The organism is Pirellula sp. SH-Sr6A (genome assembly GCF_001610875.1).
Lineage (GTDB): Bacteria > Planctomycetota > Planctomycetia > Pirellulales > Pirellulaceae > JBKCUI01.
Genome location: NZ_CP011272.1, coordinates 1,219,275 through 1,237,385, shown reverse-complemented (window position 1 = coordinate 1,237,385; position 18,111 = coordinate 1,219,275). Strand labels below are relative to the sequence as shown.

Below are 18,111 nucleotides of genomic sequence, written 5' to 3'. Positions count from 1 at the left end.
ACCTCTTCGGTTACTTGTCGGATGGGCCTGCGGGAAGGTTCGCGATGAGGTACTTCAAGATGGTCATGCGAACATGGACCAAAGTCCCGTCCCCTTCGCGTAACCCATGATCGCGATTGGGATAGACCATGTAGTCAAAAAGTTTGCCCATGGCGACCAAGCGATCGACGAGGTCTTCGATTATCTGAATGTGTGTATTGGTCTCTCCTGAGCCTGTGATGATAAGTAGCTTTCCTTTGAGGCCCTCCGCGAAGTGGATAGCAGCCGCTGTTTGGTAGCCATCGGGGTTTACCTCGGGGGTTCGCATAAAGATCTCTTGGAACCAAGCGTTGTAAAGATGGGGCTGCGGTTTTGGGACCACCGCAATTCCGACATGATAGGTATCTGGTTTTCGGAACAATGCATTGAGGGTATTGGAGCCGCCACCACTCCAACCCCAGATTCCAACACGCGAGAGATCCACGTAGGGACATTGTTTCGCGAGAGCTTTCAAACCGGCTTCTTGTTCCTCGGTCGACAAGGGGCCCAAGCTACCGAAGATCGATCGCCGCCAAGCTGCCCCTTTCGGTGCGGGGGTACCTCGGTTGTCGATGGAGACAACTAGGTATCCCATGAGAGATGCCACGCGATTGAAGTCGATTTGCCCAGCTCCCCATTCGTTTAACACGGTTTGTGCGTGAGGCTCCCCGTAAACGTAGATGAATACCGGATACTTTCTCGCGGGATCAAATCCAGGCGGCTTGATCATCCAGGCGTCGAATTCGATCCCGTTACCAATATCAAGTTTCAGAAACTCGGTGGGGCTATCGACGAACGCATCCAGCTTCTCTCGGAGTTTTTGATTTTCTTCGAGAACTTGGATGGTGCGATGTCCTGCCATTTCTACGAGTTCGACCCGCGGTGCAGTATTCAGACTGGAAAATGTATGGACTGCCAATTTGCAGTCGGGTGAAAACTGATAGGAATGCGTTCCGATCTGGGAAGCAGGCGAAATCAACTCAAGTTTGCCACTGCCATCCAGCGGGACGCGGTAAAGATGTTTTTGAGTTGCATCGTGTGGCGAGGCGTAGAAATAGTACCAACCACCTTCTTCATCGACTGCACCCCGTTCGATAATGTCGTAATCACCTGGTGTGAGGCATGCGACGCGCTCCCCGTTTCGACGGAAGTGATAGGCATGTCGCCACCCGTCGCTTTCAGTAATTACCAAAAAGGAATGGCCGTCTTCGAGCCAAACGAGCCCCGAGTTCTTTCCTTGGCTGGATTCCACCCAGGTTTCGCTCGATTCGGAATAGATCGCAATTGCGTCCCCACGAGAGTTCCCGAGATAGAATGTCCGTTTGTCTCGAAAGCGGCTGAACTGTTCAACGAGGATCGCATCGTCGCCCGGTGTCCATTCTACCTGTCCCAGATAAAAACCTTCCGCGGGTGAATCGATTTTCAGCCATTTCAGCTCGGATCCGTCCGCGTTGACAACACCGACACGAAGCTTTTCAATCACTCCACCCACTCGAGCAAATCGATTTCTTTGGACTCCTGGATAGGAAGGGTCGCTGGGTACGAGGACGGCTCGTTGACGAACTTCGCTCGCATCGGCTTCCACGAATAAGACACGCGAGCCATCCCGATTCCAGGACACATCTCGATATCGAATGTCGCGATCCGCTGTGCCCTCAACAAGCAGGACTTCGTTTTGTCCCAATTCGTCGGTCCGCAGAATTTTCTTGTCGCGAGTCACCAAGCGTTTCGATCCATCCGGGGAAACCATTCGGTCCTGGTTTGGCAGCGGCTTGTCCCTTTCATTCCAGCGAGTTCGCTCGCCTGTCCTGGCATCCACCAACCACGAAACGATTTCATTGGAGGCTACATCTCGTTCCCGGAGGACGAATCCTGAGCTATCGGGTAGCCAGTCGACCGTCCCGTTCGCAGCCCGAAAGACTCCTTGCTCATAAATCTGCTTGAGCCAGTACTCCGCGTGGGGCGGCCACGGAGCAAGGGATTCCGATTGCGCGGGTGCGAAACGAGCAACCCCCGCGAGAACGCAAAGAGCGACAATGCCAATAGAGCGGTGGAATGGAAACATGGTGCGTTGCGACAGCTGAAGTCTCGATGGAATGTCTAACGGGATTGATGGCTCAATGGATATCCACAGCGCGTGGCCCGAGCAATTCGAAACGAGGTTCGATCCCCAGGCCCGGTGCATCGGACGCTTTCATAAAGCCTCTTTCGCGTTGAGGCGCACCTGTGGCATTGCTGACGGTGACATAGCTGTTGAAGTCCGTGCTGGTGAATCGGAATTCCTCAGGAGTGCTATGCGCTAGGTGTGCAATTGCTGCGGTCGTGATATCACCGCCCCAACTATCTTCCAATGTCATGGCGATGCCCATGCTGACGCACAAGTCGCGAATCTGTTTGGTCTTTGTCAATCCGCCGAGTTTGCTGATCTTCAGATTCACCACGTCCATGGCAAGATCGGACTTGGCGCGTAGGAGCATATCCAGTCCATCGACGTTTTCGTCGAGAACGAAAGGGTGATCCGTGTTGCGACGGACGGCCAAGCACTCTTCGTAAGTGAGACAGGGTTGTTCGATGTAGACGTCTAGATCACGCACTGCGCGAACAACTCGCATCGCTTCGTGTTGTGTCCACCCTGTGTTCGCATCGGCCACCAATCGATCTGATGGAGCCAGTACTTCGCGGACTTGCCGGATGCGTTGGATGTCCAAGTCGGGATCGCCTCCGACCTTGAGCTGAAATCGAGTATATCCCTCTGACTTATAATTGGCGACGTTGCGCGCCATCTCATCGGGAGGAGTTTGCGAGATAGCTCGGTAAAGTCGAACTTGTTCCCCGAAACGCCCGCCGAGTAATTGGCATACGGGCAGTCCTGACACCTTACCCAGAATATCCCAGCATGCCATGTCGATTCCCGACTTCACATAAGGGTGCCCCTTCAACGCGGCATCCATGCGGTGATTCAATTTCCCCAGTTCACGAGGATCTGAACCTATGCAATGCGGGGCGAGTTCACGCAACCCAGCGCGTACTCCTTCCGCGTAAGCAGGCAAATAAAAAGGGCCGAGCGGGCATACTTCGCCATATCCCACAATGCCTTGATCTGTCTCCACTCCGACGATCGTGCTATCGAAAATGGAAACGGACTTCCCACCCGACCACTTGTAAGAACCTTCAACGAGAGGCAAGTCAACACGGTGGGCAAAAACACGGACGATCTTCAAAGGACAATGCTCCTTGCAAGGGGGGTGTTGAAGAAGAAATAGGGGATACACCCCCCGAGTGCATTGCACGTCACTCGTGGCATCGACGTTTTATTTTTTGAAGTCTTTACCTAAATCATCAACAGTTCGTTAGTTTATGTACACACTTGTTGAGCGTCTTGCAAGAACACCACCCTCCCAATGTCAAAACGCGCATAATGGATCCAACTCGACTTTCCCCTCCCCAAATCGAAAGCGTTCCGATTCCAGTTTTAGAGCAACTTTTTGATCAAGTACCGGACGTTGCATTTTTCGTCAAAGATTCGAGCGGTAGGTATCTTGCAGTCAATCAGTCCTTGGTAGAGAGACATGGATTTCATGCGAAAGCGGAAGTGCTTGGAAAGAATCCGGCTGAAATCTGCAGCGGAGACTTCGGACGCATTCCTTCGGAACAGGATCGACAGGTTTTGCGGACGGGCTACCCGATTATCGATCATTTGGAAATGCAATGGGATTTATCGGGGAAGCCGGTATGGTGTTTGACGACCAAACTTCCGCTCCTGAGCGATAGCGGGCAAGCGGTAGGAATCGTCGGCTTTTCGAAGGATGTGCGCATGGCGGTGGAGCTGGCATCTGTCCCACCCTCGTTCGCGCGCGCCTTAGAGGGATTCGAAAAGAACCTTCCTCCCGACGCGTCACCCTCGTGGCTTGCAAAGCAGTCCAAGATGCCGCCTCATCGTTTCGCGCGCACTATGAAAATGGTCTTTGGGTTGACGCCAACCCAGTACATCGCGAAAACGCGCATAGGATTGGCATCGCAACTGCTGCTTCATACCGATTTGTCGATTTCAGAAATCGCGCAGAAATGCGGCTTCTATGACCATAGCGCATTCTCGCGTGCATTCAAGAAATCGACGGGGGCCAGTCCGATCGATTTTAGGCGGGAATGGAAGGAGTGAACCACTCGTGATGAGCGGATGTCGCGGTAAATTCTGAAGCGGAGTCGCCTAAGTGCCGTCGACTTGACGCGTTCGACTTTGTTGGGGGCTTGCTCTTTGCTTAACGGTTGCACAACGCTTTCTCTCTCGTCGCGGGTCAAGTCCGCTTGCACGACGCGAGCCATGACGAACTTGGAAGTACAAACGGGACCTCGACCGCTGTAGCTCCGTAACCCTGAGGCCATCGGTTCACGGGGATGTTTGGAAGGCAGACTTTCTTTGTGGGGAGTTTGGGAGAATGATGGCTCGACATGACTAGGTACCTTTTTCAGTCATCCGGGATCAGCCGAACCACTGATTGGATTCGGCGATGCGTGTCGATGGAAATTTTCTAGTTCACTGAGCGATCGCACCGCGTGAGTCCTTTTGGTTACACCTTTCGCGATTGGGATTTATTCGTTGAAGCGGCCGGGCTCTTCCTGGTATGCTAGGGGGCGTCTGGGGGGGGGACGCTCGCGTTTCCGACACGCGTTTCCCTCTCAGAGTCCTCACCCGCCTTACCCACCCACCATACACTCGCCAATTTTCAACCATCGTTGTGATTGCATTTCACGCATCGATGGATGTTTGGACAAACCGCAATGTTCACGAATGCGTTACCCGTTTTCTCCCGCTACCTCTGGATAATGGCAGCGGCAATATTCTCGATCGAATGCTTGTGCGATCCATTGGCGATCCGCGCGGAGGATGGAAAATCGAGTTCAGCGGCGACGCATCGTGATCTGGAGGATCTGAAGCAGAATGGATGGTCGAGATCTCGTTTTCACTCGCGACGCGACAGCCCTGTGCGTCTGGAGACTGCTTCGAACGAACGTCCAAAGCCGCAACTTGAAGAATTCGAACAAAGGATTGCACCGATATTGCAAAAGGCTTGCGTGGATTGCCATGGTCCGGAGGAACAGGAAGGAAACATTCGCATCGACACGCTCGATCCCAATTTGCATGTAGGAAAAGACACCGACTGGTGGAACGACGTCTTCGCTGCGGTCAGCAAAGGGGAAATGCCACCGCCGAACAGCGGGGTATTGGAGGACAAGGAGCGGCAAGCGATTGTGGAGTGGCTTTCCCATGAACTTCAAACCGCGTCGATCGTTCGCAAAGACTCGACATCGCATTCCACCTTTCGCAGATTGACTCGATACGAGACCAACTATGCGATTCAAGATCTGCTCGGGCTCCCTTGGGATTTTGCAAAAGACTTACCGCCTGAAGCAAATTCCGAAGAGGGCTTTCAAAATACTTCTAGTCAGTTGCACATGTCTGTGTCCCAGTTCGAAACTTATCATCGCTTAGCACGCACCGCGATATCTCGCGTGATCGCGGTGGGTGAAAAGCCCAAACCGCTGTATTGGGGAATCCCGATGACCGCTCCTGCCAAGCTGTCTTGGGCAAAACAGGATCAGCAAGTAGCGGAGTTAAAGAATCGACTGAAAGACGAACCGGAGAAGCTAGCGGCGGAGATGAAGCAGCTCACCGATGGCTTCCGCCGAGAGCATAAACGGACCTACTTCCAATCGTTGGTGACGGGACAGACTGCTCCCGCGACTTGGGAGTACTACGACGCCAAGTATGCCAATGCACCATCGGAACAACCCGCTGCCATGCCTGAAACCTTCGAGCAGGTCGCTGTGATTCCCGCAGGTCAATGGCTCAATGTCGAGTTGGGGAACCAGTTGCCCGATGAAGGGACGATGCGAGTCCGTGTCCGTGCGAGCCGTGCGAAGTCGGAGCACGATCACCTCCCCAGTCTGCAATTGCATTTCGGATGGCAGGCCAGCAATGAGGGGAGAGCGCTGTTGCGAGTCAGCGGTCGCGACCTGCAAGTGGACGCGCCACACGGCGGATCCGCTACTTACCAATGGGATATTCCTTTGGGCGAAATCTATCCTCGCAATTCGGTTCGCAAGACTTCCCCGATGGGAGCGATGCCGAGTCCCTCCGAGTACATTCGAATCGTCAATAGCTCTGCATCTCAAGGAGATATCGTTCTCGAGTACGTCGAAGTGGAGGCGCCTGTGTATGACGAGTGGCCACCCGAAACCCACCGAAGTCTTTTCCCCCAACATGCAGAGGAATCGGATCAAGACCAAGCCGTTCGTCAAATCCTCTCGCAGTTCATGCATCGCGCTTGGCGACGTCCACCGACTTCGGAGGAAGTCGATCGAAAAATGTTCTTGCTCGATGCTCTGAAAGGCGAATGTGAGCACTTGGAGGAAGCGATCGGTGAAGTCTATGCGACCGTGCTGTCTTCGCCTCATTTTCTCTATGCGGTTCAGCGTCCTGGGCAATCCGAAGGGGGCCCAGTCAGCAATGTGAATGCTTCCTCCGAAACATTGCTCTCTTCCCACGAGCTGGCCACACGACTCGCACTTTTTCTTTGGTGCAGTATTCCGGATGACGAGTTATTGCGGCTCGCAGATTCCGATCAATTGCGTGACAAAGAGGTGCTCGCACAACAGGTGCATCGGATGCTCGATGATCCCAAATCACAGCGGTTCTGCCAGCAGTTCGTGCATCAGTGGTTGAACGTGGAATTGCTCGAGTTTCTCCATTTTCAACAGCATGTTCGTGGATTCGATCCCTTGCTGAAGGAAGCGATGCAGCATGAGCCCGTTGCGTTCTTTCAGGAGGTGTTGAAGAACAACGAAAGCGTACTGAATTTTCTTCACGCGGATTACGCGATGGTCAACGAGCGGCTTGCCCGCCACTATGGTATCGCCAATGTTTTTGGAAACGAGTTCCGCAGAGTTTCTACCGGGGCGGATATTCGCTTGGGTGGATTGCTGACGCAGGCAGGGTTGCTCGCGATGAATTCCGATTACCCCGACTCGCATCCATTGAAACGGGGGAAGTGGCTTTTGGTGAGTTTGCTGAATGACCCACCTCCCCCGCCTCCTCCCGCGGTTCCCCAAATCGATCTTGCGAATCCCGAGATTGCAAAGATGACGTTGAAAGAGCGCATCGAGGACCATCGCAACCACGCAGCCTGCATGTCCTGCCACGTGAAGATTGATCCATGGGGGATTGCCTTCGAAAACTACGATGCCCTCGGAAAGTGGCGAGACCAAATTCAGGGCAAGCCGGTCGATGCGGCGAGCGAGTTGTTCAATGGTGAGCTGCTCGACGGAATGGCGGGTTTGAAGAAGTTTCTTCTGGAGAACCGGCAAGATCAGTTTGTCAGCGCGATGGTAGTCAAAGCGACAACGTACGCACTGGGGCGCCCCCTGCAATTCACGGATAAGGCCGATCTCGATAGCATTACTACCGTAGTTCGCGAGAAGCGAGATGGCTTGCGGTCGCTTCTCGTCGCCATTGCTACGAGCGATTTATTTCGATCCCGATAGATCATCATTTTAAAGGACAATACCCAATGAATATTCGATTGGATCGAGTGGATCGACGAAGGTTTTTGAGAGGGACGGGGTACGCTCTAGCACTTCCCTTATTTGGAACGTTTCGATCGCTAGGTAACGAGCCGTCTCTATCGAATCCCAAACGGCTCGGATGTTTCTATTTTCCCGATGGCGTCCCCATGCCTTTGGCGAATGACCCGGCCTATCAAGATTGGGCATGGTTCCCGCATGGAGAAGGTAGCGATTTTCGATTTACAAAGTGCATGGAAACGCTTGAGCCCATCCGCTCAGAATTGACGGTACTATCTGGCTTTTCCCATATCGCATCGCGCAATGTCCATGGTCATAACAATGCCGATCAATTTCTCACTGCCGCGGCGACAGGCGATGGCGATCGCGACTATCAGAACTCCATTTCCCTCGACCAGGTCTACGCGGAGTATGTGGGAGACGAGACACGTTTTTCGTCGTTGGTAATGTCCACCGATGGTGGTACCGGTACAGCTCGAGGAGCTCATACGATCTCCTTTGATCGTAATGGACGCCCTATTCCAGCCGAGCATCGCCCCAAACAAATATTCGATATGCTATTCGTGGCGAGCGATAAGCAATCGGCGAAGCGTCTATCGAGAACCCGTAGCGCGCTGGACGACATGTTGGCAGATGCTCAATCGCTCAAGCAGACTTTGTCAATGGAGGACCGCAAGAACTTAGAAGAGTATCTTGAATCGGTTCGGCAAGCGGAGGTCAAAGTGGAAAAGGCGAAGAAGTGGCTCAATGCGCCGCTTCCCAACGTCGAACGAGATCATCTCAATCTCGAATTGACGACAGAGGAACCTCGCGAATACGTGCAAACGATGTTCGAGATGATTTATCTCGCTTTCCGCACCGATTCAACCCGCATTGCTACGTACCAAATCGGCCGAGAGAACGGAATTGGGCGGAGCGATCATTTGTCGCGAGCCGTGGGATTCAATCTTGCCCATCAACTTTCTCATGAAACCAAGAATCCGGACGGATGGAAGAACTTCGGAATTTACTGCAGGTTCCTCAACGAAGAGTTTGGCCGTTTTGTGGAGAAGATGAAGGCTACGCCTGAGCCAGCGGGTACCGGGTCCATGCTCGACAACACTCTTATACTCTATGGTTCCGCATCGAGCGCATTCCATCTATCCCGTAACTACCCACTCATCCTCGCGGGTGGGAAAAATATGGGTCTCCAGCACGGGAAGTATATCAACCATGCTGGAAATCGATTTCAAGGAGGACCTTGGCTCGGCGATCGCGAACCCTGGCAAGACAAAGCGACCGTCGAAGACGTTCCCCTATCGAATTTGTTCGTCACCATGCTTCAGAAGTTAGGAATGCCCAAGGATCAATTTGCGGATAGCACAGGGATTGTGGCGAATATTTGAGCATGATCGGCTGGAATAGGACGCCTCACCGCAAACCAGTTTAGCGAAGAACAACCCCGAGTTTTGGCAGTTCGGAGGCCTCCAGCACCAACAGAAGTCCTTTTGGCTTTTGGATGAGCCCTTGGACAACATGGCCGTTTTCAAACGAGAAGTTGGTAGGTAATGTTTGCAACGCGGCCGTTGGAAACGTCTCTACGTCCGCCACTTCGTCGACGAGAAGTGCGATGCGTTCGTCGCTGTTTTTGAGCACGATGAATTTGGGTTCCCCTTTAGCCGCTCCCGTAGTTTGGATGCCAAGAAGCCGTCCCAGAGCAATAACCGTCAACACTTCGCCGCGCAGATTAATGATTCCAGCTACCGACTGGTACGCAACGGGCGCTTGCTTGAGCTGGGCATGGCAATTGATTTCTTGAATTCCATCGATATGCAGTCCGAACTCGTGAGAGCCGATTTTAAAGGTCATCAATTCAAGTGTTTTGCAGTCTATTGTTAGCATGTTGCGGCTCACTTTTTATGTCTGGGGTTTGGTGTCTAGACCTCGATCAAGCGAAGCTTGGTTGAGTTCGTTTGAGATTTTCGTAAAAAAACCTGAAACCTCCCGGTGTTTTTGCGGTTTAACGAAGTAACAACAAATCGATTAAGCCACACACACGGAGGGTTTCAGGTGAAGTCAAGTTTCGCAAAACGTATCGGTGCACGCAAGAAGCAAATCCTGAAAAGGCTCGCAGTAGCAAGGGAGAATCGCTTCTCTCGTGGTATCTCGAATCCGAATCCCGTTCTCGCTACCAACTCTGTCAAATACGAACTTGCTGATCGCACCCATGCCATCAGCTACGCTGGTGTCTCCGCCATGCTCAAGCTCGCCGGGCATGTCGGATTGACCGATGCCATCAATCATCGTGTCCAACTCTTAAAGTCACATGCTCCTTATCATGAATCCGACCACGTCCTCGCGATGGTTATGAATGTTCTATGCAACGGAACGAGGCTGGAGCATTTGGAGCGTCTTCGAAACGATTCGACATTCCTCGATGCGATCGGTGCCGATTCGATTCCTGATCCAACCACGGCAGGCGATTTCTGCCGTCGATTCCATCAATCCGACATCGACTCCCTGATGCAAGCTATTAACGAAGCCAGGATCAACGTATGGAGACAACAGGATGATGCGTTCTTTGACCAAGCCCTTATCGATGTCGATGGCGTTATCGTGGCAACTACAGCCGAGTGCAAAGAAGGAATGGATATCTCGTACAAGGGGAGTTGGGGATACCACCCTTTGCTGGTCAGCTTAGCCAACACCAAAGAAGTACTTGCGATTGTGAATCGCAGCGGTTCGGTTCACAGCGCTCACAACGCGGCAGCCTACTTAGATAAGGCGATCTGCACTTGTATCGCTGGAGGCTTCCGGCGCATTCGAATGCGAGGGGACTGCAAGTTCTCGCAGACGGAGTATCTCGACGGATGGGACGCCCTGGGAGTACGCTTCCAGTTCGGTTATGAGGCGCGAGCGAATCTGAAGGAAATCGCAGACAACTTGGATGCGTCGGCATGGAAGAAACTCACCCGCGCCTTGCCAAAAAACAAGACCAATGAAACTCGTACCAAACCCACCAATGTCAAACGCCAAATCATTCGGGAACGCAATTACGTCCATCTGGAGTTACTACATGAGGAAGTGGCCGAGTTCGAATACCAACCCAACGCCTGCGAGAAAACGTATCGAATGGTGGTTGTTCGGAAGAACGTCTCCAAAGAGCAGGGCGATGTTCGGCTCATCGACGAGATCCGCTACTTCTTTTACATCAGCAACGACATGCCCTCGGTATCGAGCGAGGACATTGTTTTTGGCTGCAATGACCGATGCGACCAAGAAAATTTGATAGCACAACTCTCCGGTGGAGTTCGATCGCTGTGCGCTCCGGTGGACAATTTGGAAAGCAACTGGGCGTATATGGTGATAACGAGTATTGCGTGGAACCTAAAATCCTGGTCTGCACTACTGACCCCCGTGGTGACTGGTCAAGAGCAAGAACATCAAGCAGAAAAGAAACGGCTCCTAACAATGGAATTTAAAACGTTTCTGTCCGTGTTCATTCATGTGCCATGCCAAATTCTACGACATGCCAGGAAAACGATTCATCGGCTCCTGAACTGGACGGACTACACATCAGCATTCTTCCGATTGTGTGCTGTGCTCAATCTGTAGCATCGAATCGCTAGCACGGAAACGAGCTAGCAAGAAGAGCTTGGGGCATCGTAAGTCCAAAGCGAACCGTAACCGCAACGCCTAACCCAGATAAAATAAAACAATGGAGAGCAAGCAATTGAAAAAAAGCGACCAGCACTGCTGGCTCGGTGACCGCTGCGCAGCGAAAATCAAGCTAAGACGAACAAGCGTTCGCTTGTTTGAGGTCTAGAAGGATTAGTTTCGATTGCAAACACTGGACTAATCGATCTCGATCCAGTTTGATTTGCCATGCGTCAATTCCTACATCCCTGCCTCTCCTTTGGGCTGCATCGGTGTGAAGGCTTGTAACGGCGACGATAGGCAAATCTTGAAGACGTGGACACGACCGAATTTTGAGTGATAGCTCAAACCCGGTCATACGGGGCATTTCGATATCGGTTAGAAGCAAATCGAACTTGGTATTGACGTCATCAAGTATCTCCCATGCCTCTTGACCATCGCACGCCGTCACCACCTTCAAACCCGCTTGCTCTAAGAAACGTTTGATTTGATTGTTGAAGAAGGGAGTGTCCTCAGCGAGCAGAATTGTGTACCGGGACCAATCCTGCTCGTCATCTGAAGAATTGAGGGAAAAGGATTCGTTCGTTGATTGGGCAGGGAGGTTAGTGCGGCAATTTGCTCGATTTCTTCTCGTTTTTCCTCGCGTTTCCAATGCTTGATCCGCGAATTGGTAGAGGTCTAACATTTCGACCACTGTGTTTTGGAGCAACACAGTCCCGACAACCGAATGTTGAGCCGTGTCAGTCAATCGGACCATGGTGGGAATGTCTCGGATATCGACTATCTCTCTCACGAGAAATCCAATCTCCGTTTCTCGAACGGTGAACACCATGACATAGCAGAATTCGCAGCCTTGCTTCACGAGCCTCCGTATGCTGTTTCGTTCCCATTCCAAGACTTGCAATTGCCCACCGCGATAGGGGACAATCCATTGATGATTAGCGAACTGAATATCGCGGGGGTCGACTCGTTCAATCCGCTGTATGACCATTCTTGGTATCGCAGCAAGATGACCATTTTCTCGTCGAACAATGATTGCGGCTTGAGATTCGTCGCACGGGAGATCGGCTGCGACCTCCGGCATGGGCAAGGGAGTGTTCATTTTTCCGAGCTTTGCTCGTTCCGCTATCCCTTGCATTCCCAGAATGAATGCGACATTTCCGTCACCGAGCACGGCTGCACCATCGAGATAGCCGCATTGCCTCAGGTGAGAGCTGACAGGTTTTACTACCACATGCTCTGGATCACGCACTTGTTCTACTGCGAGTCCAAAGCGAAAACTCCCCGTCTCAATCACAACCACTTTATTGATTCGCTGAGGAGATAGATTCGACCGGCACTCCGGCGGGAGGCAGTCCCGAAGGCGAACCAGAGGCAGTAGATTACCTCGCCACCGAATCAACTCCACTCCTTCGATACGATCGATTCGGTCGTCAAGCTCTCCCTCGGAAAAACTGAGGAACTCGATCACATTCGCTTCAGGAATCGCAAACTGAAAACGATCCTGACAAACAATCCAGGAGGGAACGATTGCTAACGTGAGAGGCAAAGTGATAGAGATAGTCGTTCCGTGTCCAAATTCGCTCTCGATGTCGACAGTTCCGCCAATGCGTTCGATATTGGTTCGAACCACATCCATACCCACGCCGCGACCGCTTACATCGCTGATCGAGTCCGCGGTGGAAAAGCCGGGACGAAAAACCAGGTTCGTAATGTCTCGTTCGGAGAATCTCAGCGATTCGTCGTGGGATATCAAGCCTCGTTCGATTGCCTTTCGCAAGATGCGTTCACGGTTCATTCCCTTGCCATCGTCCTGGATAATAATTCTGACTTTTCCTCCTTCGTGCATTGCTCTCAGTTGCAATGTGCCTTCGATCTCTTTCCCCGCTGAGCGACGATCTTCCTGTGATTCAATTCCGTGGTCCAACGCATTACGAATGATGTGCGTGAGAGGATCTGAGAGTGCCTCGAGGACCGTTTTGTCCAGTTCCACCTCGGCTCCTTCCACTACGAGTCGACAACGTTTGCAAAGCTTTTGGTTGAGATCGCGAACGAGACGTGGAAAGCGACTGAATAACAATCCGACCTGTTGCATTCTCGCGTGCATAATCGCGTCCTGCATCGCTGTTGTTACTTGATCGATGCGGGTGCCGATACTCGCCAAGGCCTTGAGTTTGTACTCATCGATGGTCCGAACCAACTGATTACGAGAGAGAACTAACTCCCCCGCGAGATTGACCAATTCCTCTAGAACGGCCACCGGAACCCGGATCGACGATTCCGAAACCAATTTCGAGGGATGTGGGATAGACGTGCTGGAAAGAGTCGCTTCGCACAGCGTGGTAGGGCGGGCAATAACGTTGTGAGACGCGTTATGGCGAGATGGTATCAGCGGGAGCTCCTCCGACTCCAGCAACGTTTGAACCGAACTTAATGATTTATCGATGGCTGGAACGATCTCCATTGCAATCGTGGTAGCAGTTGGATTACGGTGAAGACTCGCCAAGGACTGAATCGTACAGCCGAGATCAAGGTCGACATCGGGTTTCTCCACCAAAGTTCTTAAATGATCATTGGCCTGCAAAAGGATATTGATGCATGGTGTAGAGACTTCGATTGTCTCGCGTCTCAATTTGTCTAGAACCGACTCCATCTCATGGGAAAGCCGCTGGATCTTTTCAAATCCTAAGAATCCTGCCACCCCTTTAATGGAGTGGATGGCGCGAAAAACTTCATTGAGAATTTCTTGGTTCGCGTGGGACTCCAGAGTGACAAGATGCCGGTCGACCAAGTCCATGGAGGTGGTCGCTTCCAGTACAAAATCCTCCAGAAAGGAGGCGTCTTCCTTAATCGTCGAGTTCGTTGGCATGATCTTAAACCGATTCCGAATCCCTCTTGCACGACTCGTCGTTGCTATTGATCGACGAGATATCCCGTAGAGTGTTGCACCCTAAATAGAGGGGGAGATCCGGCGTATTGGAATTTTCGTGAGAAAAGGTACATCCCAAGAAAGATAGGGTTGTTTTTTTAAAAATAAATAAAGCTTTAGGCGAACGGTTTTGACTTTTGTAAAGCGGGATTCATATTTCTCCATCCTCTCTTGCAACAAACTATCGATCTCCATCTCTTCTATATCGAGCTAGGCGAATGCCCGAGCAACAAGACGATAAATTTAGTCCGGAATTGGTTGCAGGACTCACAACGACCTTGGATTCTGTGATGGATCGCACTATTAATGCGATTGACAAGGTGAATGACCAGATCCGGGTTTTGGCTTTGAATGCACGTATTGAAGCTGCGCGAGCTGGGGACGCGGGCAAGGCATTTAATATCGTAGCCATGGAGATTGCGGGACTTTCGAACAGTTCCACGGAGGTCGTGGCCAACTTGAAACGACGCTCCCGAAAAACCCTCTCCAGGATCAGCAAGATCAGCGAGGACATGGGAAAGTCCTTCAAAGGAGTGAGGCTTAGCGATTTGGCTCGCATGAATATCGATTTGGTGGATCGATGTCTTTATGAAAGGTCATGTGATGTTCGTTGGTGGGCGACCGATGCAAGCGTGGTCGATGCATTAACGGACAAAAATGCGAAGTCGTCCGAGTTCGCGTGCCAGCGACTGAGGACCATCTTGGATTCGTATACGGTTTACAGCGACTTGGTTTTGTGTGAACCGAACGGGCAAGTCATTGCTTGCGGGAGACCGGAGATGTTCCGTTCGATTGGGACGGAACAATCGAGTACCGTTTGGTTCCAATCAGCCTTGCAGAGCCGTTCGGGGAGGGAATACGGATTTCAAACGGTGCATCCATGCGCCATCGTCAATAATCGGCATTCGGTCGTTTTTTCCGCGGCGGTTCGGGAGGACGGCGCCGTCGATGGGCGTGTGATAGGTGTATTGGGAATCATTTTCAATTGGGATAACTTTGCGCGTGACATTGTTAACAATGTCGCGTTATCGAGCGAAGAGAAGCAGTCGACTCGCGTTTGCATTGTCGATCCAACCGGTCTTGTACTCGCGGATTCCCAGGGCCGGACTCTGCAGGAAAGCATTGAGTTCAGCAGTCGAGGAAAATTGTTCGCTGGCAAAAAAGGGTATGTGATCGCCGAGGTCGGGGATTCCAAATGTTGCATCGGCCATGCCCAATCCGCAGGATTTGAGACTTACGCCAGCGGATGGCACTCGGTCTTGATTCAAGAAATTGAAAATGATCCTCCGCGAGAGGGTGATTCGCTCAGAAAACGCACGCGACGTCGTTCGATCGAGAAGGTACGCAGGCCTGTTGCCAACTGAGTGCGGCGTGGGTAAGGTGAGGTCCTTCGGTTAGCGGAACGGTCGCATGGTCCATGGCGACACCGCTATGGACGATTCCCGCGGCACGCTCGCCATTTTCGATTTCGCAGGTTGCTATGAATGCGGTAGGACTCGCTTGGTGGGTGGCTCATGCAGCTGCCGCGGGGTTGTTTCTGATCGCGAGTGCGGCAGCACCACCCGAAGAGTTCGATGTTTTCATACCCGAGCAGGACGGTTTTGCTTCGATCCGGATTCCTGCGTTGGTGGTTTCCAAACAAGGTACGCTGCTTGCCTTTGCAGAAGGCCGCGCGGCGGACGCCGATCAAGCTAAAAACAAAATTATCTTGAAAAGGAGTTCCGACGGTGGGAAGTCGTGGTGCGCCTGCGCGGTCATTGCTGCGGATGGGGACAATGCGTTAAACAATCCGTGCGCGGTGGTGGAGCAGAAAACCGGTGCGATTCTGCTTATGTATCAGTCTTATCCCGCAGGTTTGGCCGAGCGGAGCGGACAGATCTTGTCCGGCTACGAAGGGAAGGCCATCGTCCGAAACTGGTTGATCACCAGCGACGACGACGGAGTGACTTGGAGCACGCCCCGCGATCTGACGCGTAGTACCAAGAGAGAGCAACGGGTCACCACGATCGCGGGAGGACCTGGAGTTGGAATCCAACTAGCTCGAGGGCCTCACGTTGGAAGAATTCTTTTCCCTTTCAACGAGGGACCATTTGGCGCTTGGAATATCTACGCTGTTTACAGCGACGATCGCGGTGCGACTTGGAAAATGGGAGCGATTGCTCCAAACGGAATTCTCACGACCCAAGATGGAAAAAAGACGAGCATTGTCAATGAGGCTCAATTTGTAGAATTGGACGATGGGTCGGTCCGTTTCAATGTACGTAGATGGGCCGGGAAGCCCGTTCGCAAAACGGCGGTCAGCCACGATGGAGGAGAAACTTGGTCTGATGTGGAAGACGCGGTGGACTTGATCGATCCCGGCTGTATGGGATCGATCATTCGCTATGAGCAGCCTGGTGCACCGAAGACCAGCAGGCTTCTCTATTCCGGCCCTCAGAGTCAAGGACGCGGTCATGGAACTGTGTCGATTAGCTACGACAACGGAAAGACGTGGCCGCTTAAAATGGTCATCCAGCCAGGCCCGTTTGCGTATTCCTCTATGGCCCAGCTTCCGGACGGATCGATTGGATGTCTCTATGAGGCCGATGGAACGAAGCGAGTTGCTTTGATCCGTTTTGAAATGGACTGGCTAGAAACCCCGTCGGTCTCGGCCGAAAAATAGGCAAGCGACGATGGATTTACTTACCCAAGAAGGCCGATCTTCCCTGGCTTCGCAATACCGCGACACACTTCTGGGCGATGTGATGCCCTTCTGGCTGCGTCATGGTTTGGATAGGGACTACGGCGGCTACCTCACATCTCTGGACCGCGACGGAACGGTGGTCGATACCGACAAGTCGATCTGGTTCCAGGGCCGAGGGGCTTGGATGTTTGCCACACTGTACCATGAAGTCGAACCGAGAGAGGAATGGCTCGAAGCTGCCCGCAGTGGGATCGAGTTTCTACAACGGTACGGGACGGATGCTAATGGCAAGCACTATTTTACAGTCACGCGGGACGGATCGCCGCTGCGCATGCGTCGCTATGTTTACAGCGAGTCGTTTGCTGCCATCGCCTATGCCGCCATCCATCGCGCGACGCGTTCCGCCGAAGCGGCCGATCACGCGGTTCGGTGTTATGAGAAGTATCTTTGGTATTCGTTCGAACCTGGGGTAATGGCTCCCAAATCGGTCGTTCTTACACGGCCATCGCTATCGATCGGACCGCACATGATTTCGATCGTGACGGCGCAAGAGATTCGTAAGGGTTTGGGAGATATTGCTGTACAAGGCAAAACGTGCAGCGAATGGATTGACTGGTCTTTGACGGAGATCCGCGGCAAATTCCTGAACCATAAGGAACGCGCTGTCATGGAGACGGTCGGCTTGAACGGTGAAGTCTTGGACCATTTCGATGGCCGTCAACTGAATCCTGGACATGCGATCGAGTGCGCCTGGTTTGTCATGCACGAAGGAAAGCTTCGCAACGATCGCCAACTCATTCAGCTTGGATGTCAAATGCTGGACTGGATGTGGGAAAGGGGTTGGGATCCCGAGTTTGGTGGCCTTTTTTATTTTCGAGATTTACGTGGGCTGCCGGTCCAAGAGTACTGGCATGACATGAAGTTCTGGTGGCCCCATTGCGAAGCGCTCATCGCGACTTTGTTGGCTTGGTCGCTGACCGGAGAATCCAAGTATGCGGCTTGGCATCAGCAAGTTCACGATTGGAGTTTTCAGCACTTCTCCGATCCCGAATTTGGAGAGTGGTTTGGGTACCTGCATCGCGACGGCAAGAGGTCCAACACGCTGAAAGGGAGTTTGTGGAAAGGCCCTTTTCATTTGCCTCGGATGCTCTACACCAATTGGAAAATACTGGACTCTATTTCGTGAGACTTTACTTGAGGCAGAGGTCGACCCCCGGTCTCCGTCTGCGCGGTGAAAGGCTCGCAGGATCAGTGCGGTTTTTGT

11 protein-coding genes are annotated in these 18,111 nt (G+C 52.4%); 7 read left to right on the top strand and 4 right to left on the bottom strand.

The features are described 5' to 3' along the window. Positions 1–10 precede the first annotated feature (10 nt). On the bottom strand, positions 11–2,083 hold the full coding sequence (locus VN12_RS04690) for a S9 family peptidase (RefSeq protein WP_146675736.1): 2,073 nt from the start codon (positions 2,081–2,083) through the stop codon (positions 11–13). A gap of 52 nt (positions 2,084–2,135) precedes the next feature. After that, a complete protein-coding gene (locus tag VN12_RS04685; protein WP_146675735.1) occupies positions 2,136–3,239 on the bottom strand; it encodes a cis-3-hydroxy-L-proline dehydratase in 1,104 nt (367 codons plus the stop codon). 197 nt (positions 3,240–3,436) lie between these two features. On the opposite strand from VN12_RS04685, the gene VN12_RS04680 reads away from it, so the two are divergent. The 3 genes from VN12_RS04680 (at position 3,437) to VN12_RS04670 (ending at position 8,984) form a co-directional block, all read left to right on the top strand. Beyond that, positions 3,437–4,177: a helix-turn-helix domain-containing protein gene (locus VN12_RS04680; protein WP_146675734.1), complete on the top strand. Its 741-nt coding sequence runs from the start codon at positions 3,437–3,439 to the stop codon at positions 4,175–4,177. A 665-nt stretch (positions 4,178–4,842) separates the two neighbouring features. After that, positions 4,843–7,560 carry a DUF1592 domain-containing protein gene (locus VN12_RS04675; protein WP_240491322.1) on the top strand — a complete coding sequence of 906 codons (2,718 nt, stop codon included), beginning with the start codon at positions 4,843–4,845 and terminating at the stop codon, positions 7,558–7,560. A 26-nt stretch (positions 7,561–7,586) separates the two neighbouring features. Beyond that, positions 7,587–8,984: a DUF1552 domain-containing protein gene (locus tag VN12_RS04670; RefSeq protein WP_146675733.1), complete on the top strand. Its 1,398-nt coding sequence runs from the start codon at positions 7,587–7,589 to the stop codon at positions 8,982–8,984. Between the two features lie 40 nt (positions 8,985–9,024). Here VN12_RS04670 and VN12_RS04665 read toward each other — a convergent pair whose 3' ends face one another. Continuing rightward, the gene (locus VN12_RS04665) at positions 9,025–9,480 is read right to left on the bottom strand and encodes a chemotaxis protein CheW (protein WP_146675732.1); all 456 of its coding nucleotides are present in this window, start codon (positions 9,478–9,480) and stop codon (positions 9,025–9,027) included. Positions 9,481–9,648: 168 nt separating this feature from the next. On the opposite strand from VN12_RS04665, the gene VN12_RS04660 reads away from it, so the two are divergent. Then, positions 9,649–11,193, top strand: a complete 1,545-nt coding sequence (locus VN12_RS04660; protein ID WP_146674927.1) for an IS1380 family transposase — start codon at positions 9,649–9,651, stop codon at positions 11,191–11,193. Between the two features lie 175 nt (positions 11,194–11,368). Here VN12_RS04660 and VN12_RS04655 read toward each other — a convergent pair whose 3' ends face one another. Continuing rightward, complete coding sequence (locus VN12_RS04655) at positions 11,369–14,104, bottom strand: hybrid sensor histidine kinase/response regulator (protein ID WP_146675731.1); 2,736 nt, start codon at positions 14,102–14,104, stop codon at positions 11,369–11,371. Between the two features lie 278 nt (positions 14,105–14,382). Here VN12_RS04655 and VN12_RS04650 point away from each other — a divergent pair, with 278 nt between their 5' ends. From VN12_RS04650 to VN12_RS04640, 3 genes are all read left to right on the top strand, one after another. Beyond that, the gene (locus VN12_RS04650) at positions 14,383–15,528 is read left to right on the top strand and encodes a methyl-accepting chemotaxis protein (RefSeq protein WP_146675730.1); all 1,146 of its coding nucleotides are present in this window, start codon (positions 14,383–14,385) and stop codon (positions 15,526–15,528) included. Between the two features lie 116 nt (positions 15,529–15,644). Next, positions 15,645–16,826 (top strand): sialidase family protein, encoded by a 1,182-nt coding sequence (locus VN12_RS04645; RefSeq protein WP_205855189.1) that lies wholly within the window; start codon positions 15,645–15,647, stop codon positions 16,824–16,826. A gap of 10 nt (positions 16,827–16,836) precedes the next feature. Beyond that, positions 16,837–18,033 (top strand): AGE family epimerase/isomerase, encoded by a 1,197-nt coding sequence (locus tag VN12_RS04640; RefSeq protein WP_146675728.1) that lies wholly within the window; start codon positions 16,837–16,839, stop codon positions 18,031–18,033. The last annotated feature ends 78 nt before the right edge of the window (positions 18,034–18,111 follow it).